Source organism: Gilvimarinus polysaccharolyticus, assembly GCF_001187555.1.
GTDB lineage: Bacteria > Pseudomonadota > Gammaproteobacteria > Pseudomonadales > Cellvibrionaceae > Gilvimarinus > Gilvimarinus polysaccharolyticus.
In genome coordinates this window covers 1941368-1966725 of the sequence record NZ_LFIJ01000001.1, presented here as the reverse complement: position 1 = coordinate 1966725, position 25358 = coordinate 1941368, and the positions used below count along the sequence as shown (strand labels likewise).

At 49.9% G+C, this 25358-nt stretch carries 25 protein-coding genes and 1 tRNA gene; 20 read left to right on the top strand and 6 right to left on the bottom strand.

Annotated elements, in window-relative coordinates; translation table 11 throughout:
- Window positions 1–131 precede the first annotated feature (131 nt).
- The 7 genes from GILYN3_RS17000 to ylqF are packed head-to-tail and all read left to right on the top strand — an operon-like array spanning window position 132 to window position 5837.
- Window positions 132–422 (top strand): GntR family transcriptional regulator, encoded by a 291-nt coding sequence (locus GILYN3_RS17000; RefSeq protein ID WP_049722474.1) that lies wholly within the window; start codon window positions 132–134, stop codon window positions 420–422.
- Window positions 419–1981: an alpha/beta fold hydrolase gene (locus GILYN3_RS08625; RefSeq protein ID WP_049722473.1), complete on the top strand. Its 1563-nt coding sequence runs from the start codon at window positions 419–421 to the stop codon at window positions 1979–1981. The genes GILYN3_RS17000 and GILYN3_RS08625 overlap by 4 nt, the downstream gene beginning before the upstream one ends.
- Window positions 1978–2721 carry an ABC transporter ATP-binding protein gene (locus tag GILYN3_RS08620; protein WP_049722472.1) on the top strand — a complete coding sequence of 248 codons (744 nt, stop codon included), beginning with the start codon at window positions 1978–1980 and terminating at the stop codon, window positions 2719–2721. Before GILYN3_RS08625 ends, GILYN3_RS08620 begins: the two co-directional genes overlap by 4 nt.
- Window positions 2705–3880 carry an ABC transporter permease gene (locus GILYN3_RS08615; protein WP_049722471.1) on the top strand — a complete coding sequence of 392 codons (1176 nt, stop codon included), beginning with the start codon at window positions 2705–2707 and terminating at the stop codon, window positions 3878–3880. The genes GILYN3_RS08620 and GILYN3_RS08615 overlap by 17 nt, the downstream gene beginning before the upstream one ends.
- A complete protein-coding gene (locus GILYN3_RS08610; protein ID WP_049722470.1) occupies window positions 3873–4646 on the top strand; it encodes a hypothetical protein in 774 nt (257 codons plus the stop codon). The genes GILYN3_RS08615 and GILYN3_RS08610 overlap by 8 nt, the downstream gene beginning before the upstream one ends.
- A 30-nt stretch (window positions 4647–4676) precedes the next feature.
- Window positions 4677–4892 carry an RNA-binding S4 domain-containing protein gene (locus GILYN3_RS16640; protein ID WP_049722469.1) on the top strand — a complete coding sequence of 72 codons (216 nt, stop codon included), beginning with the start codon at window positions 4677–4679 and terminating at the stop codon, window positions 4890–4892.
- A 9-nt stretch (window positions 4893–4901) separates the two neighbouring features.
- Window positions 4902–5837 (top strand): ribosome biogenesis GTPase YlqF, encoded by a 936-nt coding sequence (gene ylqF / locus GILYN3_RS08600; RefSeq protein WP_049722468.1) that lies wholly within the window; start codon window positions 4902–4904, stop codon window positions 5835–5837.
- A 4-nt stretch (window positions 5838–5841) separates the two neighbouring features.
- On the opposite strand, the gene GILYN3_RS08595 is transcribed toward ylqF, so the two are convergent.
- The 3 genes from GILYN3_RS08595 to GILYN3_RS08585 are packed head-to-tail and all read right to left on the bottom strand — an operon-like array spanning window position 5842 to window position 9422.
- Window positions 5842–8172: a PqiB family protein gene (locus tag GILYN3_RS08595; protein ID WP_049722467.1), complete on the bottom strand. Its 2331-nt coding sequence runs from the start codon at window positions 8170–8172 to the stop codon at window positions 5842–5844.
- Window positions 8165–8779 (bottom strand): paraquat-inducible protein A, encoded by a 615-nt coding sequence (locus GILYN3_RS08590; RefSeq protein ID WP_049722466.1) that lies wholly within the window; start codon window positions 8777–8779, stop codon window positions 8165–8167. Before GILYN3_RS08590 ends, GILYN3_RS08595 begins: the two co-directional genes overlap by 8 nt.
- On the bottom strand, window positions 8766–9422 hold the full coding sequence (locus GILYN3_RS08585) for a paraquat-inducible protein A (protein ID WP_049722465.1): 657 nt from the start codon (window positions 9420–9422) through the stop codon (window positions 8766–8768). Before GILYN3_RS08585 ends, GILYN3_RS08590 begins: the two co-directional genes overlap by 14 nt.
- Window positions 9423–9564: 142 nt before the next feature.
- On the opposite strand from GILYN3_RS08585, the gene GILYN3_RS08580 reads away from it, so the two are divergent.
- The 4 genes from GILYN3_RS08580 (at window position 9565) to GILYN3_RS08565 (ending at window position 15250) form a co-directional block, all read left to right on the top strand.
- Entirely contained in the window at window positions 9565–10077 is a 513-nt protein-coding gene (locus tag GILYN3_RS08580; RefSeq protein ID WP_049722464.1) for a hypothetical protein, read from the top strand.
- A 636-nt stretch (window positions 10078–10713) separates the two neighbouring features.
- Window positions 10714–13611 carry a thrombospondin type 3 repeat-containing protein gene (locus tag GILYN3_RS08575; RefSeq protein ID WP_084005290.1) on the top strand — a complete coding sequence of 966 codons (2898 nt, stop codon included), beginning with the start codon at window positions 10714–10716 and terminating at the stop codon, window positions 13609–13611.
- Window positions 13612–14138: 527 nt separating this feature from the next.
- Window positions 14139–15020: an alpha/beta hydrolase gene (locus tag GILYN3_RS08570; protein WP_049722462.1), complete on the top strand. Its 882-nt coding sequence runs from the start codon at window positions 14139–14141 to the stop codon at window positions 15018–15020.
- Between the two features lie 153 nt (window positions 15021–15173).
- Window positions 15174–15250 (top strand) — tRNA-Met (locus GILYN3_RS08565).
- A 183-nt stretch (window positions 15251–15433) separates the two neighbouring features.
- Here the strand turns inward: GILYN3_RS08565 and GILYN3_RS08560 are convergent.
- From GILYN3_RS08560 to GILYN3_RS08550, 3 genes are all read right to left on the bottom strand, one after another.
- A complete protein-coding gene (locus GILYN3_RS08560; protein ID WP_049722461.1) occupies window positions 15434–16366 on the bottom strand; it encodes a tyrosine-type recombinase/integrase in 933 nt (310 codons plus the stop codon).
- A 117-nt stretch (window positions 16367–16483) separates the two neighbouring features.
- Window positions 16484–18427 (bottom strand): MobH family relaxase, encoded by a 1944-nt coding sequence (gene mobH, locus GILYN3_RS08555; protein WP_049722460.1) that lies wholly within the window; start codon window positions 18425–18427, stop codon window positions 16484–16486.
- Window positions 18424–18834, bottom strand: a complete 411-nt coding sequence (locus GILYN3_RS08550) for a hypothetical protein (RefSeq protein ID WP_049722459.1) — start codon at window positions 18832–18834, stop codon at window positions 18424–18426. The genes mobH and GILYN3_RS08550 overlap by 4 nt, the downstream gene beginning before the upstream one ends.
- Window positions 18835–19127: 293 nt before the next feature.
- Here GILYN3_RS08550 and traD point away from each other — a divergent pair, with 293 nt between their 5' ends.
- Genes traD through GILYN3_RS08505 form a run of 9 tightly spaced genes read left to right on the top strand, consistent with a single transcriptional unit; the run spans window position 19128 to window position 25355 of the window.
- A complete protein-coding gene (gene traD, locus GILYN3_RS08545; RefSeq protein WP_198147303.1) occupies window positions 19128–21188 on the top strand; it encodes a type IV conjugative transfer system coupling protein TraD in 2061 nt (686 codons plus the stop codon).
- Window positions 21185–21865, top strand: a complete 681-nt coding sequence (locus GILYN3_RS08540; RefSeq protein WP_049722457.1) for a DUF4400 domain-containing protein — start codon at window positions 21185–21187, stop codon at window positions 21863–21865. Before traD ends, GILYN3_RS08540 begins: the two co-directional genes overlap by 4 nt.
- A gap of 8 nt (window positions 21866–21873) precedes the next feature.
- Window positions 21874–22635 (top strand): hypothetical protein, encoded by a 762-nt coding sequence (locus tag GILYN3_RS08535; RefSeq protein WP_049722456.1) that lies wholly within the window; start codon window positions 21874–21876, stop codon window positions 22633–22635.
- Window positions 22632–23357 (top strand): TIGR03759 family integrating conjugative element protein, encoded by a 726-nt coding sequence (locus GILYN3_RS08530; protein WP_049722455.1) that lies wholly within the window; start codon window positions 22632–22634, stop codon window positions 23355–23357. Before GILYN3_RS08535 ends, GILYN3_RS08530 begins: the two co-directional genes overlap by 4 nt.
- The gene (locus GILYN3_RS08525) at window positions 23354–23884 is read left to right on the top strand and encodes a transglycosylase SLT domain-containing protein (RefSeq protein WP_049722454.1); all 531 of its coding nucleotides are present in this window, start codon (window positions 23354–23356) and stop codon (window positions 23882–23884) included. Before GILYN3_RS08530 ends, GILYN3_RS08525 begins: the two co-directional genes overlap by 4 nt.
- Window positions 23881–24369 (top strand): PFL_4695 family integrating conjugative element protein, encoded by a 489-nt coding sequence (locus GILYN3_RS08520; RefSeq protein ID WP_049722453.1) that lies wholly within the window; start codon window positions 23881–23883, stop codon window positions 24367–24369. Before GILYN3_RS08525 ends, GILYN3_RS08520 begins: the two co-directional genes overlap by 4 nt.
- A complete protein-coding gene (locus tag GILYN3_RS08515; protein WP_049722452.1) occupies window positions 24366–24722 on the top strand; it encodes an RAQPRD family integrative conjugative element protein in 357 nt (118 codons plus the stop codon). Before GILYN3_RS08520 ends, GILYN3_RS08515 begins: the two co-directional genes overlap by 4 nt.
- A 5-nt stretch (window positions 24723–24727) precedes the next feature.
- Window positions 24728–24958 carry a hypothetical protein gene (locus GILYN3_RS08510; protein ID WP_049722451.1) on the top strand — a complete coding sequence of 77 codons (231 nt, stop codon included), beginning with the start codon at window positions 24728–24730 and terminating at the stop codon, window positions 24956–24958.
- A gap of 10 nt (window positions 24959–24968) precedes the next feature.
- Window positions 24969–25355 carry a hypothetical protein gene (locus GILYN3_RS08505; RefSeq protein WP_049722450.1) on the top strand — a complete coding sequence of 129 codons (387 nt, stop codon included), beginning with the start codon at window positions 24969–24971 and terminating at the stop codon, window positions 25353–25355.
- Window positions 25356–25358 lie beyond the last annotated feature (3 nt).

Here is a 25358-nt window from a genome sequence, read left to right as displayed (position 1 = left end):
AAGATTACCGCCACTATGCTAAGTCTGCTTAAGGCCAGCTTTGTTAAACCTAATCGGCGGGCGGCTAGGTTGTTGCTGGTCGCTTATCGCGAGCCTGCGGTAATGGGGCAAACTCTACGCCAAATCAGGAAGTGCCCCTGTGTGATACCTTACCATCGGTACGTGAGCTTGCCAGTACTCAAGCGGTTAATCCCATGACGATCTCTAAAGCATACAGCCAGCTAGAGGTGGAGGGTATACTGTTGCGTAAGCGCGGTTGCCCTATGGAGGTGGCGGCACTTAAAAATACTTTCAAGGCTCCAGAGCAATATCTGGAACCACAGTTAAAAGAGCTATGGCAGGCGGCGCAACAGTTGGGTGTTGACGCTCAAGCACTGCCGAAACTAGTGGCCCGTTATATAAAAAAGGAGAGTGGCTTGTGAGACGTGGCGGTATTCTATGGTTGTTAGTTGGCACTTTTGTCTCCGTGTTTTTGTCTGCTTGCAACAAAGATGGTGAGCATCAGCCGCTTCAGTTGCTTAAACTTGCCCCCTGTGAGCGCCTAGCCGGTGATACCCCGGCGGTCAGTGGCGCCGAGTGTGGTTATTTGGCGGTGCCATTAAACCGCGCTGGTAATATTGCTAACGCGAGTGATAATAATCTTGCGGGTGAACCGGTAAGCGACAGCGCCGAAAGTATCAAGAGTGCAGAGAACATCGAGCTATACATCAAGCGCTGGCCAGCTATCAGCGCCGCGCCTGAGGCCGATCCGTTGTTTGTGATTGCCGGTGGGCCGGGGCAATCGGCCACCGATATTGCCGATATGTTATCGGGTGCGTTTTACGAGCTGCGCAAAAAGCGCGATATTGTGTTTGTGGATCAGCGTGGCACTGGTTTGTCGAGCCCGTTAAATTGCACCATAGATGAAGCCGATCAACTGTTGGGACATTCCGCAGCGGCCACCGATGCAAGTATTGAAAAGTACCGTGCCTGTGCTGCCAGCTTGGCGCCGCGCGCCGCGTATTACACCACCCCCGAGGCGGTAGCCGACCTAGAAGCCGTGCGCAAAGCGCTGGGTTACCGCACTATTAACCTGTGGGGTGGCTCGTACGGTACCCGAGTTATTTTGGCCTACCTAGCAACTCACCCTAAAGCGTTACGCGCGGTGGTGATGGATGGCGTGGCACCCGTGCAGTTAGCTATGCCCTATAGCATTGGTGGTGATGCGACACGTGCTCTGGGGTTAATTGCCCAGCAATGTTTGGCGCTGCCAGCGTGTGCCGAACGCTATGGCGATGTTGCCGTCGCAGCCAATAAAACGGCTGTGCGATTGCGCGCCGCGCCTGTCACCTTAACGATCGAGCATCCATTAACGGGACACCCCACACCGCTATTGCTAGACGACAGTAAGCTCGCTGGACTGGTGCGGTTTAGTTTGTATGATCGGCTGGCCAGCCGTTTGTTACCTGCGGCATTGGCCGCCGCCGCCAATGAAGATTACCGCTTAGTGGCAAGTCTTATCGCCCGCCTAGCCACCAGTACCAATATGCCCAATTTAGCACTGGGTATGCACATGACCATATTGTGTAATGAAGATGCGGGCGTAACCCCACGCCCCGAGAGCGAGCTTTTTATCGGGGTGGATTTAGCCGCACCGGTGACCCGTATTTGTGAGTTTTGGCCCAAGGCAAATATCGCCAGCGATTATTACGACGCGATACACAGTGATGTGCCGGCGCTGCTATTATCGGGTGAGCGTGACCCCATAACGCCGCCTTACTGGGCCGAGCAAGCCGCCAGTGCTTTAACCAATGCCACGTTACTGGTGGCAAAAGGCGCACACCACGGCGTCACTCAAGAAGGCTGCACGTCCGATGTGATTACCGACTTTATTAACAACACCCAGTTAAGCGAAGGGCGCGCAGAGTGCATAGAGAAAATTCAACCGCTGCTGCCGTACTTATCGCCTCAAAGCAATAATGCCGAGGTGGATGCATTATGATCGAGATCAAAAATATCAGTAAACGTTTTGGCGATGTGCACGCGCTGGATAACGTATCGCTGCGCATTAACGATGGCGAGATTGTCGGTTTGCTGGGTTTAAATGGCGCAGGTAAATCTACCTTAATGCGGCTGTTGGTAGGTTTACTTGCCCCCAGTGAAGGCAGCATTAGCATTGACGGTATTGATGTGGTGCAACAACCCGATGCCGCACGCCGCGCGTTGGGTGTACTGCCCGATACCGCCGGCCTATACAAACGTTTAACCGCCCGTGAAAACATTGCCTATTTTGCCCGTTTGCAAGGCATGGATGAAGCCGCGATTAAGCCCGCCTGTGATCGTCTGATCGAGTTGTTGGGCATGGCAAGCATTGCCGAGCGCTACGCCGATGGCTTCTCGTTGGGGGAGCGCATGAAAACCGCGCTGGCGCGGGCGATTGTTCACGGCCCTGCGCATATTCTATTAGATGAACCCACCAATGGTTTGGATGTTATTACCACTCGCGCGGTTCGCCGTTTGTTGCAAGCGCAAAAAGCAGCGGGTAAGTGTGTGTTGTTTTCCAGCCATTTAATGTACGAGGTAGAAAATATCTGCGATAGAGTAGTGGTGATTGCGGGTGGTCGTATTGTCGCCGACGGCACAGTGAGTGAGGTGGTGAGTCATACCGGTTGCGCCAGTTTAGAAGAGGCCTTTGTGCAGTTGTCCGAGATCAAGGAGCACGATTATGTGGCGCACCCTTAAAGCCATTTTTTACAAAGAGTTAATAGATGCCGTGCGCGATAAGCGCGCGTTACGTTTAGCGTTTTTACCACCGGTATATATGGTGGTGTTTTTTGCCTTGGGTATTGGCTTTGCTATTCATTTGCAAAAAGAAGTGCGCAGCAATATCGAGCTTAACGTAAGCGGCCACGCCCCAGAGTTAATTGCATGGCTAGAAGAAAACCAAATTAAGATTAAACGGCATGATATTGATGAGAGTGATAAAGACTTATACCAAGCCGTAGAAAGCGGTGATTTGGATATGGGCTTAAGTCTACCTATCGAGCCACAAGCTCCAGGTGCTAAAGAGCCATTGCCGGTAACGCTGGTGTATAACGCCGCTAATCAAAATGTGCATGGCCCGCTGGGTACGGTAAGAAACCTTATTTATCAGTTTTCATCACGTCACGCCGCCATCAATGTAATGGCCCGCGGCCTTAGCCCCGAGCTAATGGCACCGGTGCGCATTAAAGAAACCAATGTTGCTAGCGACCAGCAAATGGGCGGTTTAATTTTGGCCGGTGTGCCGTTGCTACTGCTTATGAGCGCAATGATGGGCAGCATGGGATTTGCGGCCGATATGACCGCCGGTGAGCGCGAGCGCCGCTCGTTGGAGCCATTACTGATTAATCCAACCTCATCGTCGCTGTTTATTACTGGCAAGTGGCTGGCGGCGGTGAGCTTAACCTTAAGCGTAGTTGCCCTAACGCTAGTGTTACTAAGCATTGCGCTGGCATTACTGCCTTTTAACCAAATGGGGTTTCGGGTAGATGTGGGGGTGATGGCAGTACTGTCTATTTTTTGGTCGTTAATACCCGTTGCGATGATTGCCGCGGCACTGCAGTTGGCGTTGGGTATTTTATCGCGCTCGTTTAAAGACGCTCAAACCTATATGAGTTTGCTGGTGCTGCTGCCGATGATTCCATTTTTTATTGTTATGACCAGCCCCGGTATTTACGCTGACTGGCAGCTGTGGGTGCCGTTGTTAGGGCACCAAACCGTGCTTAAAGACCTGCTGCTAGGCGATGCCGCGCCCAGCTGGGCCTTTACCGCCTTTTGGTTATCGGCTGTTCCTGTGGTGTTATTAGCACTGGGTTTTGCGGGGCGGCAACTGCGACGAGCTAAGGTTATTTATGGATAAGTTTTTTAAGGTTAGCGTTATTGTATTATTGGCGGTTATCAGTGGCTCGGGTTGTTACCAGCTGCGCCGTGCCAATACCCCTATGCCAGCTCAGCTGTATTGCCGAGCCCTAGATTACCAACTGACAAATCCGCAAGATTGCCCGCGCGCAGCAGATGTGATGATTATGCTACCGGGCATAGGCGATAGCGTGACACGTTTTGAGCAAGAGGGGCTGATCGATCAGCTGCGCGCAGCCAACTTGCCGCTGGATGCCCTTGTCGCCGATGCCCACTTTGGCTATTACCGCAGTCGCACTGTACAGGCGCGCTTACGACAAGATGTACTGGCGCCAGCGATAAATGCCGGTTACCACAAGTTGCACTTTGCCGGTGTATCATTGGGTGGCTTTGGGAGTCTGATATACTGGCGCGATAATGCCCAGGGGCGTCCGGCCTCGATGACATTATTAACCCCTTATTTGGGTGATCCCGAATATTACCAATACAAGCTTGATCCTAGTACCGAGCCGCAACAGCGCGAGGCCGAGAAAAACCTCTGGCCGTGGCTGGACACATCTTCTGTGGCTGAGCGAGGTGTTTGGTATTTGGGGCTGGCGCGCTCGGACAAGTTTTATGTGCCGGGCAGGGCGCTTGGCGATATGCTGCCGGCGGCTAACGTTATTGAGGTTGATGGCCAACACAATTGGCACGCCTGGCGACTTATGTGGCCACAATTACTGCAAGCATTACAGCGCGATTTTTACCCCCAAGAGCCTAAACCTTAGGGGCCACTTAATTAAAACTTTGAGGCATTCATGACCGACACATTTACATTGGACGGCACCGAATTTATTACCTTGGCAAATCTTTTAAAAGTAGAGGGATGGGTCGAGAGCGGTGCAATGGCTAAAAAGGTGATCGATGACGGCATGGTTTGCGTTGATGGCGTCACAGAAACCCGCAAGCGCTGTAAATTAGTGCCGGGCCAGCGTATTGAATTTAATGGCAATGCCATTGTAATTAACAAGTAGAGTAATTTAATGGCGACGTTACAGTGGTATCCCGGGCATATGCACAAAGCCCAAAAAGAAATGCGCGAAGTGCTGCCAGAGGTCGATCTAGTGATCGAGGTGCTCGATTCCCGTATTCCTTTTAGCAGCGAAAACCCCATGATACAAAAACTGCGAGGCGATAAGCCCGTGGTTAAAGTGTTGTCTAAAAGCGACTTGGCCGATCCCGAAAATATTGCCCTGTGGCAGGAGCATTTTGAAAGTCAGCACAACACGAAAACGCTGGCCATTTCTACCGACGATCCAAACCGCATGAAAATGCTCCCAGATTTATGTCGTAAGCTGGTGCCGTTAACGGGCACCGGTTATAAAAAACTGCGGGCGATGATCTTGGGTATTCCAAACGTGGGTAAGTCTACCCTGATCAACACCTTAGCCGGCCGCGCGGTGGCAAAAACCGGCAATGAGCCGGCGGTAACCAAGCGCCAGCAAAAAATCTGGCTGGCCGATGATTTTATGCTGCTAGATACCCCCGGTATTTTGTGGCCCAAACAACAGTTTGAAAACTCCAGTTATCGGCTGGCGTTTACCGGCGCGATCAAAGACACCGCGATGGCGTACGACGATGTTGCCTATTTTGGTGCCGGCTACTTGCTTAAAAACTACCCCGAGGCACTTAAAGAGCGCTATCAGTTAACTGATTTGCCAGATCATGAAGTAGAGTTTTTAGAAATTATCGCTAAACGCCGTGGCTGTTTAGGCGCGGGTGGTATTGCTGATTTTAATAAAATATCAGAGTTGTTTGTTAACGATTTTAGAATCGGCATGCTGGGCCGTATTAGTCTAGAGACGCCCGAAATGGTGGCGCGTGAAGTCATCGAAGGCGAGCGCCTAGCGTTACAAATAGCTGAGCGCAAAGCCGAGATAAAACTTGAGCGTAAAAAGCGTAGCCGAAAAAACCGCTAATCGGCTACTGCATTTTGCTGCTGTTACGCGTTAATGGAATCTCGGGCGCCCACTCTTGCCACTGCTGCTCGGGTGCATCGTGTAAGGTAAAGTTCATGCCGTCCGTCGCTGCCACACCCGGATTGTTGGGGGTGGCAAACGCGATGCCTCCCATCAATACCGACTGAACCGATCCAGTTTTAAGGCTCGCCCCAGATAGCCAACCAAAATCAAAGCTAATGCCGGTCGCATTCCAAAACACCGAATTAGTTTTTACTAAGGGCGCATAGCGCGGATCGATGTGCAGGTAAATGTTGACGTGACGCGCGCTGTCGTCCAGCTCAAAACCCGTCACAATACCCACTGGAACCTCGCGATAAAATACCGAGCGGCCTGTTTTTATTGAATCCAGCGATGGTGCTTTAAGGGTTAAGGTTAAACCGTTGTCACTTAGATATTTCTCGGGTGGTGATTCGCGACCGACAAAATCATACTGTGCGGCGCCGGCACCTGGCTCTACCGCAAGGTACTGGCCAAACACCAAGGTCCCTAAATTATTGACTCCCGTTAAGCTAATGTCTGGCTTTACTCGCCAAAACACACTGCCGGTGGTGGCAAAAGTATCCATACCGGGGGCAAGGGCAATGTGTGCGGTAATGCCGGGCTCCGGGTAGTTAAGCTCAATTCGCTCAATAACCCCTACGCTTACGCCAAGGTAACGAATATCCGTGCCGGCGCTTAGGTCTTGACCATCGACAAAAGATACCGCAATGGCGGGGCCGCGTTTGCTGGCATCTTGCAGTGATGAATGTAACGTAAACTGGCTGTTGGGTGCGGCTTTAGGTGTATTAATTGCGCCCTCGGGTAGCAGTAAGCCAATGCCGCCGCGCAGCACACTGGCGAGTGATTCGGTTTGGATGCTAATGCCTTTTAAACTGGCTTCTACATCAATACCACTGTTTTGATAAAAACGTGCTTCACGGGTAATGAGTGGCGCAAATTTTGGAAGTATATGCACATCCATTAACACTTGGGTGTTGTCATCGTTAAGTTGGTAATCAATGACGGTGCCGATGCTAACATTGCGATAATAAATATCGCTGGAGCGAGTGATGCCTTCAAGTCCAGCAGATGCCAGTTGGATGTACAGGCCCGGTTTGTCTTTACGCGGCGCGGGCGATTCGGTCAACGCAACAAAGTGTTGCTGCTGTGCAGCCGGCTCTTGAGAAAAATCCATCTCAATATGAGTGCCAGTCAATAGCGTCGATAACCCCGAAATTTTTGACAGCGAAATACTTGGAGTTGCCAGCCAAAACTGAGTGCTTTCGTTTAGCAGTACATCGGCTAGCGGGTCGATACTGGCGGTAGCAATGACGCCGCTGTAATCGGCTTTCATTTCAAGTTTAATAACTTTCCCCGCCGTTATGCCCTTATAGCGAATCTCGGTAAAGTTGGCTTTAATACTGTCGGCACTGGGAAATTCAATTTCAATTTCATGGCCAGTATTCGCTTTGGCAAAGTTAGGGTAAATACTAAATAAATCGTCATTCTTCGCAAGCTCACCCGGCGCTAAACCGGCGCGGGTATCAAACGATAACCCCCCTAAAATGACCGAGGTCAGTGAATCAGTTTTAAGCTCTATACTGTTTAAATCACCCTTAACCGAGATGCCGCTGGTGTTCCAAAAACGCGAGTGGCTATTCACTAAGTCAGCATACTCGGCTTTAATTTGCGCCTGAAATACCACCCGGTTGCGATCTTCGCTGAGTGAGAAATCGACAATTTTACCAACTTGCAGTTTGCGGTAGTGAATGGGGGAACCGTTGTGCAATGAACCAACATCGGGGGCGGTTAACTGAATTTGTAAATCGCCACTGGCCGCTTCTGCCGGCGGAGGCTCTGGCAACGCTTTAAAGACATACTGGGTGCGGTTGCTCTCGCCCGGGCGCATGGCAATGTAGTTGCCCGATACCAGCGTGTCTAGGCCCTGCACGCCACCTAACGACAGCTCGGGTTTTACCAGCCAAAAGCGGGTGTCGTCACGCAGCGCGGATTCAACTTGTTTGCTTAACGTCACTTGCGCCGCCACGCTGTCTAGATTAGGTTGGACATTTAGCTCGCTCACCGTGCCAATCTTAATACCTTTATAGCGCACTTCGGTTTTACCGGCCTCTACGCCTTCACCGGTGGTAAAAATAACAACAATATTGACTCCCGCCTCGGTAAAGTGTTTGTAAGCCAGCCAACCGCCAAGTACAACCGCGAGTAACGGCAATAACCAAATGGCAGATATGCCGGCTTTACGGTTGATAGAGGTGCCGGGTATAGCTTCGGCGATCCCGTGTTTGTCACTCATGTTCAGGTCCTTGTAAGTCCCAGATTAAACGTGGGTCAAAACTCTTGGCGGCCAATAAGGTAAGCACTACCACCGCGCCAAAGGCGGTTGCTCCTATGTTGGGTTCAATGCTGGCAAGCTTACCAAAGCTTACCAGTGTTACTAAAATTGAAATCACAAATAAATCGAGCATCGACCAGCGGCCGATTAACTCAATAACACGATACATAATGGTTGCCTGACGCGGATTAAGTTTCTTGCGCCGGTGCACAGTAATCAGCAGGGCCGCAATTCCTAATAACTTAAATAAAGGCACCGCAATACTGGCAATAAATACCACAATCGCAATAGGCAGCATATCGTGTGCGGCCAGGTTAATAACGCCGGCTAAAATTGTGCTGGGCGTTTTTTGGTCTAGTTGCGCGACAGTCATAATGGGATACAAATTGGCCGGAATAAACACCACAAAGGCGGTTATCAGCAGTGCCCATGTGCGTGATATAGAGCCTGGTTCGCGCAGGTGCAACGGCGTATTACAGCGCGGGCAAACACTAAAGCCGGGCGAGCGTTTGTAAACCAGCTTCGCGCATACCGAGCAGCGGCATATCTGGTAGTCAATCGCCCGCACGGTTTCGCTCCTCGAGTAAATCCCAAAAACGCTCTTGGTTAAATGTGGTCATGGCCGCGCTTAGGGCGGCTACTAATAATACAAAGCAGTAAAAGCCCACCGAAAATTGCAGCTGGCCTAAATCTTTAAGTTTTACCACCGAGACAATAACCGATAATAAATAAACATCTAACATAACCCACGATGTTAAGTGCCGATACGCCTTTAATAATGGTGCTAGGTAGCCGTAGGGGGCCTTGATAAACCACGCCATACCAATTAGTAAAATCAACGACAGCAGCCCCAAAGGCGCCGCAACCGTACCTATTAGCACCAATAGCCCAACCCACCAAAAACCGCTATCAAGCAAATGCTGAGCCCCACCCATTAGCGTGTAATAGTTAGGCTGACCGAGTAAACTAAAGGTCAGCTGCGGGTAAATATTAGCCGGTATTGCTAAGATTAAAGCCGTTAGTGCAATCGCCAACGGCGTTACCGGGTTAAAAGGGCGGCTTGCGTGTTGTGCGGCTCCGCACACGGGGCAGCGCGGTATGCCTTGGTTGCTGCGAACCGGGCAGTACATTAATTGATCGCACTCGGCGCATGCCACCATAGCTTGTCCCGGCGGTGGTGTATCTAGCTCTGGCAGTGAGAGTGGCGGCACATTTATTGTCCTGTAGGTCGGGTCGCTATTGTAGTCGTGAACGTACTAACTTACCTGTTAAAACACAAGCTGCGTGATTCAGCGCTCATTCAGACCACAACGGTTACCGTTGTTTTATCTTGTTAAAAAAAAGAGGTGCACCATGATCGGTCACAAAATTCTGCTTTTAATTATCGGATGCACACTGCTAACCGCCTGTAAGACATCTAAAAACCACTACAACGCGCCCCCCGTAACACTGCAGCCAGTGACACTGACACAGTTTGCTGTGGTAGATAGCTACGGTGTTGATAGCGGAGTGTACCCCGGTGACCCGCTCACCTTAGATCCATACGCCTACGATGGTCTATTTGAAGTCTACTGGGATGTTAGCCCCAACCGTGACTACAGCTATTACCTAAGCGTAGGGCCAACTCCAAATATTGCGGACAGCGTCACATTTTACGATGCTGCGTGCGGCCCCGGATTATTCTGTGATCGCACCGGTTATGAGGTGTGCGGCTACTCGTTAAATTACAACATCAGTTGCGCTAATCAAGCCCCGGTTAACGTAAGCCGTTGGATTTACGAGGTGCCGCAAACGCTGTATCTATTTTCGGAAGTCTGCGGCCCCAGAGGCTGCGATACTCGTAGGCTGAGGGTGCAGGCACTGTGATATTCAGTCGCCTAGAGTTTTGTCACTAAGGCTCAATGGTGTTGCGTAAAAGCTATGGGCGTTGATAACAAATGGAGCGCCCATAGTTTATATTTTTTGTCGGTAACCTTGTTCGGTATACATCTAAATCCTCAAATTCTAAAACTCTTTAGAATTAAATAGATTAACCCTGTCGTTGAAGTTTTCATTTTTACTGCTATTACTTAAATTAACCCCTTAAATTATTCATAGCCCCAATAACTATTATCTGGAAAAGGGTTATGTGTGACGAGTCTTTATGGGGCGTTACTAATTTAAGTAAGGCTGTTCATTTTTAGTTATACAACATACAACGCTTGTTCGATTAAACGCACGCGAGATGCACATTGATTGTTAAGCAGGCTATTACATAACTAATTTTAATAAACTAGGTGTTATTGCCCAAAAAGAGGAGTGTTTTGTCCATAACTAATGGCAACTTATTGTTAGGAGAGTGTGCATAATATTTTGGTTTTCAATAAAACGTAACATTACTCTCCACGGTTACTGTTGGATGAAGCTGACTACAAGACCATAGCTGGGCTGAAGGAATAGACAAAAAAATGTCAGGCGAATTTAGCCTGATTAATGAGGATGATTCAGTTAGAGGTGGATGTCATGATTATAACTGTAAAGAAAGTCGTAATATTATGGTGTGTGTTACTTGTGACACTAACGTTAACATCTTGTGGTGGAGGGAGTAGCTCTGGCAGCACCGCCCCCCCCTCAGACCCTCCAGTATTTGAACAACCCGATCCGATAGATATCCCCGATGATCCGGATACAGACGAAGACGGCGTTGCCGACAATGTCGACAATTGCCCCAGTGTTGCTAATTCCAACCAACTTGATGATGACAACAACGGCATAGGTAACGCGTGCGAGCCCACCGTAGGGTCAGATGTTGATTCAGACCTTGACGGATTAGCCGATGCGCTAGACAACTGCCCCACACTGTTTAATCCTGATCAGCGAGATACCGACAACGATAATCTTGGCGATGTCTGCGACCAAGATGACGACAATGACGGTGTGGTCGATTTGCAAGACAACTGTCGTTTACTGGTAAACACCAATCAGGCTGATCGTGACGGTGATAGAGTAGGCGATGTGTGTGATGGTGATACCGATGGCGACGGCGTGCAAAATGCCACGGACAACTGTCCAGAAAGAGCGAATACGGCACAGTTAGATGTCGACGGTGACGGTATCGGAGAGTTGTGTGACAGCGACCGCGACGATGATGGTATCGACAATGCCGACGACAACTGCCCAGTTGATAATAACCCCGACCAACTTGATAGCGATGCCGACACTATTGGTGATGCCTGTGATACCAACAGTGATAGTGACGGCGACGGCATTGATGACGGCATCGATAACTGTATTGCCATTGCCAATCCTGACCAAGCTGATGAAGATATGGATTATATCGGCAATGTATGTGACATCGATCGTGATAACGATGGTGTAGCCGACTCTGGTGACAGCTGTCCATTGGTCGCTAACACTCTGCAGTTAGACACTGACGGAGATGGTCTAGGTGATGTCTGCGATAGCGATGCCGACGGCGATTTGGTAAACGATAATATCGATAACTGCCCGATGATGCTTAACGCAGATCAAGCCGATACCGATAATGACGGCATTGGTGATGTGTGTGATGGCGATCGTGATAACGATGGCGTAAGCAATGGCAATGACAATTGCCCAGCGGTGGCCAACGCTAACCAAAACGATGCAGATGATGATGGCACCGGTGATGCCTGTGACAATGACCGTGATGGTGATGGCATTGTGAATGGCACAGACAACTGTCCCGATACCGCTAACAGTAACCAGGCCGATAGCGACAACGACGGCATTGGTGATGTTTGCGATAGTGTTAATAATACCGGCGGTGACGATGCTGATATGGATGGCATTATTAATAGCGCCGACAACTGCCCATTCACGCCTAACGTTAATCAACTTGATGCGGACGGCGACAACATTGGTGATGCGTGCGATAGCGACCGTGATGGCGACGGTGTAAACAACACGAGCGATAACTGCCCGCTAGTTGCCAACGCGGATCAAAACGATAGCGATAACGATGGCCTAGGTGATGTTTGCGACAACGACACTGACGGCGATAGCGTATTAAACGGCAATGACAACTGCCCCATGACAGCCAACACAGATCAAAGTGACTGGGATTCCGATTCACTCGGTGATGCTTGTGATGACGATATCGATGGCGATGGCGTTAGCAATACCGGCGATAACTGTCCTGCTGTCCCAAACACCAACCAACTAGACTCCGACAGTGACGGCTTAGGTGATGTTTGTGACTCTAATACCGACACTGATAATGACGGTATAGATGATGCCAGCGACAATTGCCCTGCAGTTGCCAACCCCTCTCAAGATGATATGGACAATGACACCCGAGGTGATGCCTGTGATGATGATACCGATGGCGACGGAGTAAATAACAATACCGATAATTGTCCGGTTGCAGCTAATAGCGATCAATCTGATGGCGATGGCGATGGTATTGGCGATGCTTGTGATGCTTTTACCGATAGCGACAGCGACACCATTGCTGATTCGGATGATAACTGTCCGTTGACGGCTAATACCGATCAAGCAGATTCCGATGCAGATACTATTGGGGATGTGTGTGATAGCGATATGGATAATGATGGAGTCGATAACGGCTCGGATAATTGTCCTTTGGTGGTCAATCCATCGCAGTTAGACACCGACTCGGACGGCGTAGGTGATGCCTGCGACTCCGACAGTGATGGTGATGGCGTCAATAACGGTACCGACAATTGCCCATCGGTTGCTAACCCACTGCAAACCGATACCGATAGCGATGGTTCGGGCGATGCTTGTGATGCTGACAGTGATGATGATGGCGTAAACAATGCTGCTGACAACTGTCCCTTGATTGCTAACTCCGATCAAGCTGATACCGATGGCGACGGTATTGGTGACGCGTGTGATGCAACCGAAAACATCGCCTGCGGTGTTGGCAAATTGTTTCAACCCATGATCGGTAACAATGTCACAACAGCTTCGCGTGTTAGCGGTGTGTTGTGTTTAGGGTGTGGTGTATCAAACGCTTCCAATAGCATTGATGCCGACCTAAACAATGCAGCCGTTCTATCAACCCCTGTAGCAGTTGCCAGTGCGGTACATTTAAGTGCTGAATACGCGGTGGGCTCCCATAGCGGTAATCATCGTGTTGGGGTTGTTGTATCGGTTAACAATAGCTTGCTGGATTTGGCCTTACTGGGAGATCTAAGCATTACAACCTACCTCAATGGTACGGCGCAGCAAAGTGGTGGACTGGGTGGCTTGCTTAATCTGCAACTGCTTGGCTTATTAAATAATCCCGATCAATCTATGTTGATGATCGAAACCTCCGCTGCTTTTGATAAAGTCGAAATCAGTAAAAGAGCGGTACTAGGAGCGCTGCAAAATCTTAGCGTCCACGCTATGTGTGTGGCTCCGCCGGCACCTTAGTACTTAATTAACATTCAGCCCTCTATTGCCCCTCCATTGAGGGGCTTTTTTGTGCTGCTTATTTATGCGCCAGATATGGCGTAAAAATCATTATTGTACATTTTCTATTCGAAATGATTATTTCACATGCTGCTTTCTAGTCGATACTATGGCTCAGTGCGTCTAGGTGGGGCGCTGACGGAATAGCTTGATGGCTGCTGCAATAAAAACAGTAACCAATCGACTCAGTGTCCTGCATGGATGTCGCTGCGAAGCTTCGTACTGCACTACTGAATATCCCCCCAAAGACTGACGATCCTGTCGCTCGTACTGCGAGTGATGACAATCAGATTGTGTCTCGGTTTTAGTACCGTCGACCTTCCAATGGCTATGGCCTGTGCGAGCATAAAAGCTCCGCATTAAGCCTGCCTGGTTAATATTCCGGACGGATGTCGGAGCTTCTCCCGCTGTTTTAACAGTGGGCGCTAGAGTGCGGCCGATTTGGAGTGTTGTAACCCGAGATACGCCTATAGAAATAAGGTGGGGTTATGAAGGCATTATGGTGGAGTTTGTCTGTTGTATTGGTATTAACAGCTTGTGGCGGAGGCGGCTCGGCAGCTAGCGCCAGCAATGCCGGTGGTACTACTCCAAGCGAGTCGATACAACAAGGCTCATCGTCAGCGGCAAATGATATAGAAAACCCAGAAGAAATCGATGCCGACACCTCGTACAGCTTTCTAAAAGGCAGCGTAGAGCCCGCTCAAGTGGTTAGCTCGGTTATTACCGGTATCGATTACCCTGTGCATATTTACCTTCCAGAGGGTTACGCCGACTCTGGTAAAGAATACCCCATTGTCTATGCCCTTGATGGTCAAACCCAGTTCCCGGGCTTGCCTTACTTAATGGAGCAGGCTGGTGGCGAAGCAATTTTAGTTGCCATATCGCAAGGCCCCGATGACCGCCGCCGCACCGATTACCTATTGCCCGGCGCGCGGGCTTACTACCAATTCTTAACGGCCGAGCTTATGCCCCTGGTCGAGCCCATGTACCGCGTAAACACCCAAGAGCGCAGTATCGTCGGCACCTCGTTTGGTGGCGTGTTTGCGACAGTCGCCATGCTACTAGATGACGTTAGCGCCCCTTACTTTACTAACTACTTAGCCTTTGACGCCAGCCTGTATCAGCACCCTGAACTGACTAAAGAGTTATTAAATAACCGTTACTTGGCAAGCGGCGACATGCCCCTCAATTACTTCGCCAGTAGCGCACTACCCGAAGGCAATGACCCATACGTAACCGAGTTTGTCACTCAGCTACGCAGCCAAAACTTTGCCAACTTAAGCATTACTCAGCGCCGCTATCAGGTGACACACGGTAAAGTATCCGAGCCATCGTTTAGCGAGGCCGTGGGCTTATTCTTAGCGCCATAAGCAAGCCGGCATAAAAAGCCCAACCAAAGATTTGGTACGGCCGCCGCAGCCTTAATGGCTGTTATAAATGAATATCGTGCTAGGCGCTGATTTTTCTAACAATCAATGCTTGACATTCATCGGCCAGATAGCCAAAATGCGCACCCTAAATATGGCTAGGTAGCTCAGCTGGTTAGAGCACAGCATTCATAATGCTGGGGTCGGCGGTTCAAGTCCGCCCCTAGCTACCATTTTTGGTAGCCTGCCCTTTTTTTGGTAGGAGCCCATATTTAATGGGCTTTGAGACTGTTTCATCGTTGTTTAAATGCGCAATTCTAAGCTACAGGTATAATCCTGCTTCGTTGCTTGGCTGCAATTAATATCGCCTAAAGGCTTGCTTGTCAAGCTTCAGGATGTATTTGGCCAAAAAAATATCACTTTGGCAAGCTCATTCTGTTTACTTGCGTTCTTATCCTTCCAACTTTGGTTTCTACGTAATTTCGTGTCGTAGATAATTGTGTATGTCCTAAAAGCCTCTGAACTGCAAATATATCAGGCTCCTGAGTCTCATCTTTGGGGTTGCACAAGACTGTGGCCGTCGTATGACGAATCCTGTGCGCACCGACACGAACTTCAACTTTATTCGAAAGTCGACGCATAAATCCCGTAACTTGCTCTCGACGCATCGCTCGTGGATTATTTGGGTCAGGCTTGTACCGGTGATAAAACCAGCAGACATTAAAAAGCTTATCCCCCTCTCGTAATTCACGCCCAATAACATCTGATGTCCGACGCATTAGGTACTCTAAATCAGGGATTAGCTCGTCTGCTAGCGGTATTACCCATTCGCGGTAAGTCTTTGATCCTCGGTAACTACAGGTCAGTGTGTGGTTCTTGATATCGAGATCTTGAAACTCAATAGCGACAATCTGTCGCCGTCTCACGCCGGTGAAATACAAAAACCGTATAACGATTAGCCAAAACCAAGCGGGGTGGGGTGCATCTTTGTCATTTTTTAAGTAATGAATAATTTTTAAAAGCCCGTCTTCACTTACGATTTTAGGGGGAGCCATGGGCAATGGCGCGGCTTTGATTTTCGAAAACCAATTACGACTCGAGTAACCCTCCTCAAATAACCACTTATTTAAGAGCTTCAAATATCTCAAGTAACCGTTATAGGTAACGGGTTTAGCTACCTTAAGTGTTTCGTTGCGAAATCTCATAATGCTCTGAAGGTCTATAGACTCAATGTGCGCGCAATCAGCCCTCAGCTCAAATAATTTAGCGGCTCGCATTAGTGTATCGGCGGTATCAGGCTGATAAACATTCAACGCTATATACAGTTCCGCAGCTTCCGTCATACGCATAATTCTAACTCCTTATATTCCCAATCCAAATAAACGGAAGGCGTCAATATAACTGAAAAATATGTATTTGTGCGCCACAATTGACAGAAACCCAACCACCCGCAGCACCCTGAGTGTTTAATCATCATCTGAGGGCCTAACAAACTTATTGGTCTTAGGCCGCTCAGTGTCATCATCAAAAATTGCCGAATATGGCAGGAGCCAACCATTGAGGCGAGCTTGTTTGTTGCCGGTATCTACGGTGTATCGGTGGACATTTTGATGCTCAAGTTTTGTTTTAAGGTTGATCTTGAGTCGACTGAATCGTTTTTGTAGCTTGGTGTATTCACTACCGTTACCGAGCTTTGCTTCTTTCACAAAGTGCTGAAAAATTCTGGGTGAAACCAAAAAAATACCATCCTCCACGAAGTGGAGACCCGCTTTGGCATTATTGACTGACAATGTTTTACGCTGAATACCATGCTTTACCCACTCCAAGAACGCGGTACCCACATCATCAGTCCAATCGAGACTCTTGATATCGGTTGCAGGCCCTAAAGCTTCGGCAGCCTCGTAAGACCCTGTGTCATTTTCTCGCTTGCTCGGCGTCACCGGTGTTTTGACTGAGACAGCTTCAGGCTCAAAGGCGTCTACTTGCTCTTCCTCGGGCGCGGGTTGTGACACTGGTGCAGGCTCGCGCGGCACCGGATCCGCAAACGGATCCGTATCATCCTCATCAGTCTCAATAGTGGGTGTATTCTCTCGGGTAGTAGCTGTTACAGGTTCGGTTCGTTCAAGCTCAGGCTCACGTTGCTTGTCGGCAGTCTCTGGGGCTTTCGCCTTCGCCGGCTCGTGCCTGCTTGGAGCTGGTGCAGTCTCACTACGAAGCGCCGTATCGGCGCCGAGCTCACGGATGGTTCCCTCGAAAGGCTGAGGCAGCCTCACGGCTCGCCACAGCAATCTCGTTTTGAATTTGAGGCAGGTAAACGTATGACTAAAGCGCCCCTGGGCATGCTCAATGGATATCTTAAAGACGGCTCCGCCGTCGTCATTCTCAATAGCAAACCCATGCTCTTGCAGCACGTTGTAAATTCTCACGGGATCCTGAGGCATCCCCGGTGTGCCGGTATCCTCAAAGCTGCTGATCAGCCTTTGGGCTAACGGCCGGCACACAAAATACGTGTACTCACCGGTTACCCATCCCATACCACCGTCTTGGTTGTATTTAATGTCACGCTCATCGATCAGCTGTCGCAGCCTCGTAATCATTCGGTCAGCCAAAGAATCTACGGCGCCCGGCATCCGAGAGCCGGGCTTTTTAATGTCCATGTTCTTCGCGGTGCTGCGCCTATCGGCCTGGATGGCGATATCCGCGATCACTTGGCTTTCATACTCTTCCCCCCACAAATAATGAATAATCTGATCCAGTATCTCTGGGTGTTGCGTCAGCCACGCCCTAGCGGGCTTGGGAATCAAGGTGCCAAACATGGTGAGGCTGAGCCGTTGGTGGCTCTTGTAGGGCACATCATTGAACGCTATCGCGTATGAGACTGCGTCAGTGTCGCTGATATAACCGTCTTGCGGCGTCCAAAATCCGGTCTGGCCATCGGCTTGCTTCGGTACCAGTTGAATACGTTGAAACAATTTGCCGATATCGTGCAGAAGACAGGCAACAAAAAGCCCGTACGTCCAGATATGCTCCTGTGCGGAAATCTCTTCGGGAGATCCGCCTAACGGCAACTGGTAGCTGCGGCGAATGTGCAACGCGTTCTCGATGACTTCGAGCGTGTGTTGCAGCAGACCTCCGGGGCCAGAATGGTGGTTGTTCTCTGAGGCTGGTGCAAGTTGACTGCATAACGCAAAAGCATAAGTCGGCTGACGATATAGAGTATCAAAATGTTCTTCACTCAATCCGACCAGGCGGTATATACCGCTTAGTGTCGCGTCATAACCGACGTACTCCAACAGCTCACGCGCGGTGAGTATGGGCAGTGTCGTCATATCAAGCTGTGATGATCTTAACTCGGCCTCTTTCGACGGCTGAGGGATCGGGAGTGCTTTACGAAACCAGCGCCGGATCATAAACAATGGGCTTCTGCCCACTTGCGAATCATGTCTTGTGCAGGGTGTGCATTGGAGGCGGTGTATTCTCGGATTGACACACCTTGATCGGATTTAAATTGCTTAAAGGTTTCCTGTAGAGGATTCCAGTATTGCGGATCACCGGATGGATTGAACGCTCGATGTGTCCAACACCCAAGCTCGGATAGGCGACGCTGAAACAATCGCTCTAACGGTAGATTGTCGGATTGATCGCTGAGTGAAACCAAATCCCACAGCACGAGCTCAATCTCCGAGCCGATGTTTTCACCGTCGAGGTTTACACCCTCGAATGCCGCGCACAATTGTTGCAGAGGCTGAAGCCATTTTGGCTTATCAAGTTTCGTGAGTGCATCCGTGACTGATTTCTCCCACTGAGACTGTGTCATACCGAACCCTTTATCATTTGCGGTTACTTTTAACCCCGTAGGGCCATTTACCCTTCATTGACCATTGCCCCTTATGCCCCTTTAACCGCCCGGTCATCCACGGACTTTAGTGGATGACCGGGCGCCTTTTCTGATAGACGCCGTTAACCATTAAGCAGTACCGCTTTTTATCGTTTTTCCTTTCAAATTTCAGCAATCAATTTGCACGGCCCTTGTACACTTTAATTGATGCGAATTCCGTCACGTTGAGTATTCTCAGCGTCATGAGCAATAACCATCCCATCGAATCGCTAATGCGACCACCTGTTGAGCTGTCATCCAGTCTCGCTTACGCCAGTGGTGCATCTCTCGCGGTCATGAGTCCCGGCATGATGCTGACCATACCTTCGGTCGCCTATTCACTAGCGGCTTTTTGTGGTTATCGGTTTTGTGTTCGTACAGCTTCTGCGATTAAATTATTGAAATACCAACATGGTTTAACCGTGTTGCCTTGGTGGGAAATCAGCAGCACAGAAATTCCGTGCAGCAAAAAAGATTTATTTCTTGGCAAAGGTTTTGAGTGGGAGGCAATACACACTCAGCGTCATCATGACTGTAAGCAGCCCGAGCATCGTCACATCGTCAAACGCTATTCAGCGCCTTCGTATAAACGTGCTCGAAAAATTGAGGAAACATTTAAACGCTCGTCGTTGACCTCTGGCATCTCGCAACTACTCGGCAGTACCAGTTGGCTCAATCCGTGGTCGCCCGTAAATTTAGACCTTGGTGGTGATACGACTACCCACGGCGTTGGCTTATGGGAGGGCGAATACGACATTACTGAACCGCAAAGCGAGCGCGTTGCGCATAAATTTGTCGTGGGGACAACGCGCGTAGGTAAAACGCGGCTTTGTGAAGTGCTGGTCACGCAAGACATTCACAACGACGACGTTGTGATTGTCTTCGATCCAAAGGGTGACGCCGAGCTGTTAATTCGGATGTGGGCCGAAGCGGTAAAAGCTGGGCGTGAACATCAGTTCTATATGTTCCACTTGGGCTATCCAGATGTATCGTGTCGCTACAACCCAGTGGGCTCCTTTGGGCGTATCACCGAGCCGGCCAGTCGGATTGCCAGTCAATTACCCGGCGAAGGTAACAGTGCCGCGTTCCGGGAATTTGCATGGCGCTACGTCAATGTAATCAGCCGCGCCGGCACTGAGCTCGGAAAACGCCTTTCCTACGAGTTTTACCTTAAGTTCGGTGCGGATATCGATCCATTGTTGTTCGAATATCTTCAGGCCGTATTTAAGAAAAATGAAGCCGAGTTCCCGAAGTGGAAAAAAGATATTGAGCGCGTTGAGGAGTCCGACCGTAAACCTGATCGCAGCATGTCTGCGCGTGATCGTAAAGCGTGGGCGGCTGTTGTCGTTTACAAAGAATACGGCCTCTACGATGAAGTCGCCCACGCGCTCATCAAGACGTTCGAGTACGAAAAATCGTTCTATGACAAATTGGTCGCCTCACTCTTTCCGTTACTGGAAAAGCTTTGCGCCGGTAAAACCGGACAGCTGCTCTCGCCAGATTATCTCGACTTGGAAGACAAGCGTCCGATCATTGATTGGAAGTCCATTATTCGTCAGGGCGGCATTGTGTATATCGGCCTCGATGCATTGAGTGACGCCGAAGTGGCCAGTGCGGTTGGCAGTTCCATGTTTTCGGATCTGACGTCAACTGCCGGCTCCATCTACAAATTCGGATCCGATCAAGGCCTTCTCAAAGTCGATGGTAAGGCAGGCAAAAAACGCAAGGTATGTCTGCACCTCGATGAGTTCAACGAATTAGTAGGCAAAGAGTTTGTGCCAATGGCAAACAAAGCCGGTGGCGCTGGCTTCCAGCTTACCGCGTACACGCAAACCATGAGCGATATCATTGTCAGGTTTGGCGATTCGGCTAAGGCTGCGCAGGTCATTGGTAACCTGGGCTCTATTGTTATGCTTCGCGTTAAAGAGCTCGCGACAGCCGAGCTTTTGACCGAGCAGCTGTCGGACGTCGATGTACACACCATTGGGTTACGCAGTGGTGCAACCGATAGTCCAGCTTCCGAAGATATCGATTTTGTGTCTTCGACTCAACAGCACATTGGTTCGCAGCGAGTCCCACTATTACACCCTGGTGATGTAACTCGATTACCCAAAGGGCAAGCGTTCGCGTTGGTTGGCAGTCGGTTGTACAAACTTCGATTGCCCATGTTGAATGATGAAGCGTCACTGCCGTCGGATCTCTCGTTCGTCACCAATGAGATGCGCAAGCAATACGCTGCCAAGAATTCAGAAGGCTGGCACAAAATGCCAGCCCGGTGGGCGGAGTCAGCATGACTCGTACTCAACGCGTTAACCGTCCAGACACCGAACGCGAGACCATGCTGGGCAGCACGTTGTCGCAGGTGGCATCGCTGCTTTCTTGGTTTCTGTTTGCCGTCTTTATTTCAATACTCATTGAGTGGATTGGGATGCTCGCGGGCTGGTGGGATAAAACCCACGCGAGACACATGCTCACCGAAGAAATTGGTTATCTCTCACACATCGATCAAAACCAATTGCTCAAGCTTCATCCTGCTCAATTAGCCGACCAAGCCATTAGCTGGGTGAATGACGCTTACCGTTTTATCGGGTTACCTAAAGCACTCGCACTGCTTTCGCAGTATGTGGGTTGGCTGGCCATCGCGCTCGGTAGTGCGATCGACATTACCTACACCTTAGTCATTCGTCTTGCGGTGATTCTGCTGGCGTTACCGGCTTTTATTCTCTGGGGCTTACTTGGACTTGTTGACGGTTTAGCCGCTCGGGATATCCGCAAGGCCTGTGGTGGTGTGGAATCGTCTTTCGTGTATCACCGGGTTAAAGGGTGGATGAAACCCGCAATCGGCCTCAGCTCAGGCCTATACCTAACGCTGCCATTCTCAATCAACCCGGCGCTGTTTTTTATCGTGCCTCAGCTGCTGTTCTTCACGTTCGTTTATTACACCGCGTCAACGTTTAAGAAGTTTATTTAGGGGATCGTATGCACACCACACATGACACTAGCTTGCCAAACATTGAGCAAGACGACGATGCACGGGAACCAATCTCGACTCCACGATCCGCTATGCCAGCTTGGTTCAAAGTAGGACTTGTCGCTGTTCTCTTGTTAGTGCTTGCGGCATTTGTTGGCTTGGTTTTCTTTTTCCCAAGCTCCGACAACGGCGACAAGCCGGCCGATCCCTCTCAGCTTCCTGCTGAGCGGGTGTTAGTGCCCGAGCCACCAATCACGATTCAGCCAACCAATACCGATAACATCGACTCGGATTTAGTATCGCCGCTACTACGGCTGGACGCCTCCGATGATCTCTATTCTGAATCGGTCGTGCTAGAAACAAACAGCGCCGTGCAAAAAGAGTTGGAGGACGATATCGATTCGGTTAAAGACTCGGTCAAAGTAATACAAGGTGCTTTGATGGAGCTTCAAGCGCAGCTGTCAGAGATGCGCGAAACCGATAACGACAATGCTTCTGACATCAATAACCTGCGCCGCTCCTTCTTTGACTTCAAAGAAGATCACAAAGCCTCTACGCCCTTAAAGAATCCAGAGCTTCCGTTTGCCGTAATCGCCATCAAGCAGATCGGTACGCTTGTTCAAGTGTCCGTAACTAACAACGGAGAACGGCGTGATCTTGGGCTGAATAGCCGCTGGATGGACTGGAAACTAACCGGCGTAGATCTGACCGGCCGGCGTGTACAGTTCACCCACAAAGACCAAATCACACGCCTTACGGTGTCTATATGATGCGCTTCATATTAGCCATCGCCAGCGTGTGCGTGTACGCATTCACCTATGGGGCTTCGACCACCGAGGTAAATGACAGTCGTCGCACCGACAGCTTTGCCGGTCAAACTAAAACAACCGCACCATGGTTGAGCTGGGGACTGACAGAGACCGAGTGGGCTGAGTACGAGAAAATAATGCAAGGACCTCGCGGTACTTGGACACCCAATATTAGCCCAGTGTCGGTACTTGGGCTCAATGCAGCCTCAGAACTGGAGCGTACGCGGTACGCCAAAATTGCAGCTCGTCAAGACTGGCAACGACTCATGAATGAGCGAGCGTGGCACCTCTCATATAAGTCGGCCAAAGAGGAATACTTTGGCCAACAGATCTCTATGATCGATGTTGAGTCGGCTTCAATCGATCATATTAATTTCGACGCTAAATTGGTGATGTTCACAGACGACAATTGTGTCCAGGTCTGCCAAAAAGCTTTAGAGCAAGTGATCCAAAGCAAAGCCCGCCTTGATGTCTATTTCATCGGCAAGATCGAGCGAGCTGACATCATTCAATGGGCTTCGACGCATTCCATTCCACCGGAATTGGTGAATGACGCAGGCCTCATCACGCTCAATATTGATCGCGGTCTCTTTAAGGCGATGTCTCCGAATAACACCAATCTGCCTCAGGTTTACCTTCGTGATCCCCGGATGGACGGTGAGCTTATGGAGGTCAAGTTTTGAAAGCTATACTGTCATGGTTACTGGTCATTCTCAGCGTGCCCGCGTTAGCAGACTCTAAAGCTGTTCCAGATCCATACTTGTTTGCCGCCAAGCACGCCAATGTTCCAGCGGAACTTCTGTATGCCATCTGCCTCCAGGAAAGCGGCTACAGTCAGTCAGGCTCGTATCATCCTTGGCCATGGACGCTCAATCTCGGTGGTCGTGGCACCTACTTTGAGGGCGCTCAGGAGGCGGCCTCGGCATTGTCTGAGTTTCTGTCACAGGATCGTTGTGATGTGGATATCGGTTTATGTCAGATCCACTGGTGTGCTCATGCCCATGTAATTGCTGATCCATACCTCATTATTAACCCCTACGCCAACATCCAATATGCGGCAGCTTTACTGCGTGCTGAGTTTGAGCGCTCAGGCAGTTGGGCCGAAGCGGCCGGACGCTACCATGCGCCCAATAATCCCGTATTAGCATCGGCCTATCGTAAGCAGGTCCTATCCAAATGGCAGCCTCTGATCGCAGGGGCCGACCAATGAATCGTATACCGCTGTTTGTGATGCTAATGCTGTTTGGCGTAGCCGGTGTTGCGGCAACCCCTAAAACCATTGCGGATTTTGGTGGTGAAAGCTTCTTAAATCTGCCCAACGTGCAACTGGCTCGACCGCGTCGTGATGCGTATATCCACAATCACTTTCCGATTCATACACCAGGTATGACACCGGGCAAGATTCGTGGCGGCGAACTGGCATTACCGCACGACACTGCAAAGTTGCATCCTTCATTTTTCGTGATTGGCTACGACAAATATTCCGTTCATTGGGCAAATGCCAATAAGACGCAGCTGCTTGATGTGTCCGCCAAAGGCTTTGTCGTGAATGTCGAATCGGCCGCGCAGCTAGAGCAGCTGCGCTCCATCTTAAAACCCTTATCGCTAATCGCCGTATCTGGCTCGAGTTTTATAGAGCTTTGGGGGGTTGAGCACTATCCATTCTTTGTTCATCAGGGAGCCATAACACAATGAAATACCTGGTACTGACGTTAATGATTTGTATATCCGCCACCTCAGCCGCGGGCGTCGACCACGTCACCGATCAAGAGCGTTTGGCGCTGGAAAAGGTCTTGGTGTATTTGAAGGATGCTCAAGGGCTGGTCGCTAAAGCTAATTCAGTTAGCGCGATCGATACGCGATTCCCACTGAATTACCCAGCACTCAGCACCGATATGAGCGAGATCCGAGATGCACTGGAGCGTCACTTAAAAGCGCCATCGCGATCGCCTCGAAAGGTCAAACATCTTCAGAGCGATTATGTAGCGCGTGAGTCGACACAGGGTCATTCGGATCAAGAAAACATCATCGGGGTGTTTGTTGAGTAATCGCCATGCTGGATAGATTTCAAGCCATATCAGGCTTAGAGCCCGTGTATTTCTACATGACCTTTGCCGTCATTTTTGGCGGATTGCTCGCGCTTCTAATCTGGATGGCGTTGGTGGCGGGTTGGCAACGTCGCCAAAAAGGTGAGATGGAGGAAGGTGATGTATTGAACCTTCTGATCCGAATATTTGTGCTGTTTTTCTTTTTTATCTGGCTGATAACGCCACGTATCACTTGAGGGTATAACCATGTTCCAAACTCCATTGTCCGCATCAAAGGTTCAGTCAATCGTGGTCTTCAGTTGCCTGCTTATTGTCATTGCATGGCTGTGGCCCTCAATCGCCTCAGCGCAACCTCAATTACCAGGTCTCGAAATGGATGGGGTCGAAACCGACAGCGGTAATCCTCTAGACATACTTCTGAACATATTCAAATACGTTGCTGCCGTCATTCTTTGGATTGCCGTCGCCTATTTGGGCGTCAAGGTATTGCTTGAGGCCTTAAAAGATATTCGCGATGCCAAAGACGGCGACACCAAATGGATCTCGGCCGGTAAGTCCATTGCCAGTGGTGTGATGTTTTTCTTAGTCGCTTTGGCTATTGCGATCTGGATTAGCAGCCAGTTTTTCAGTTAAGGA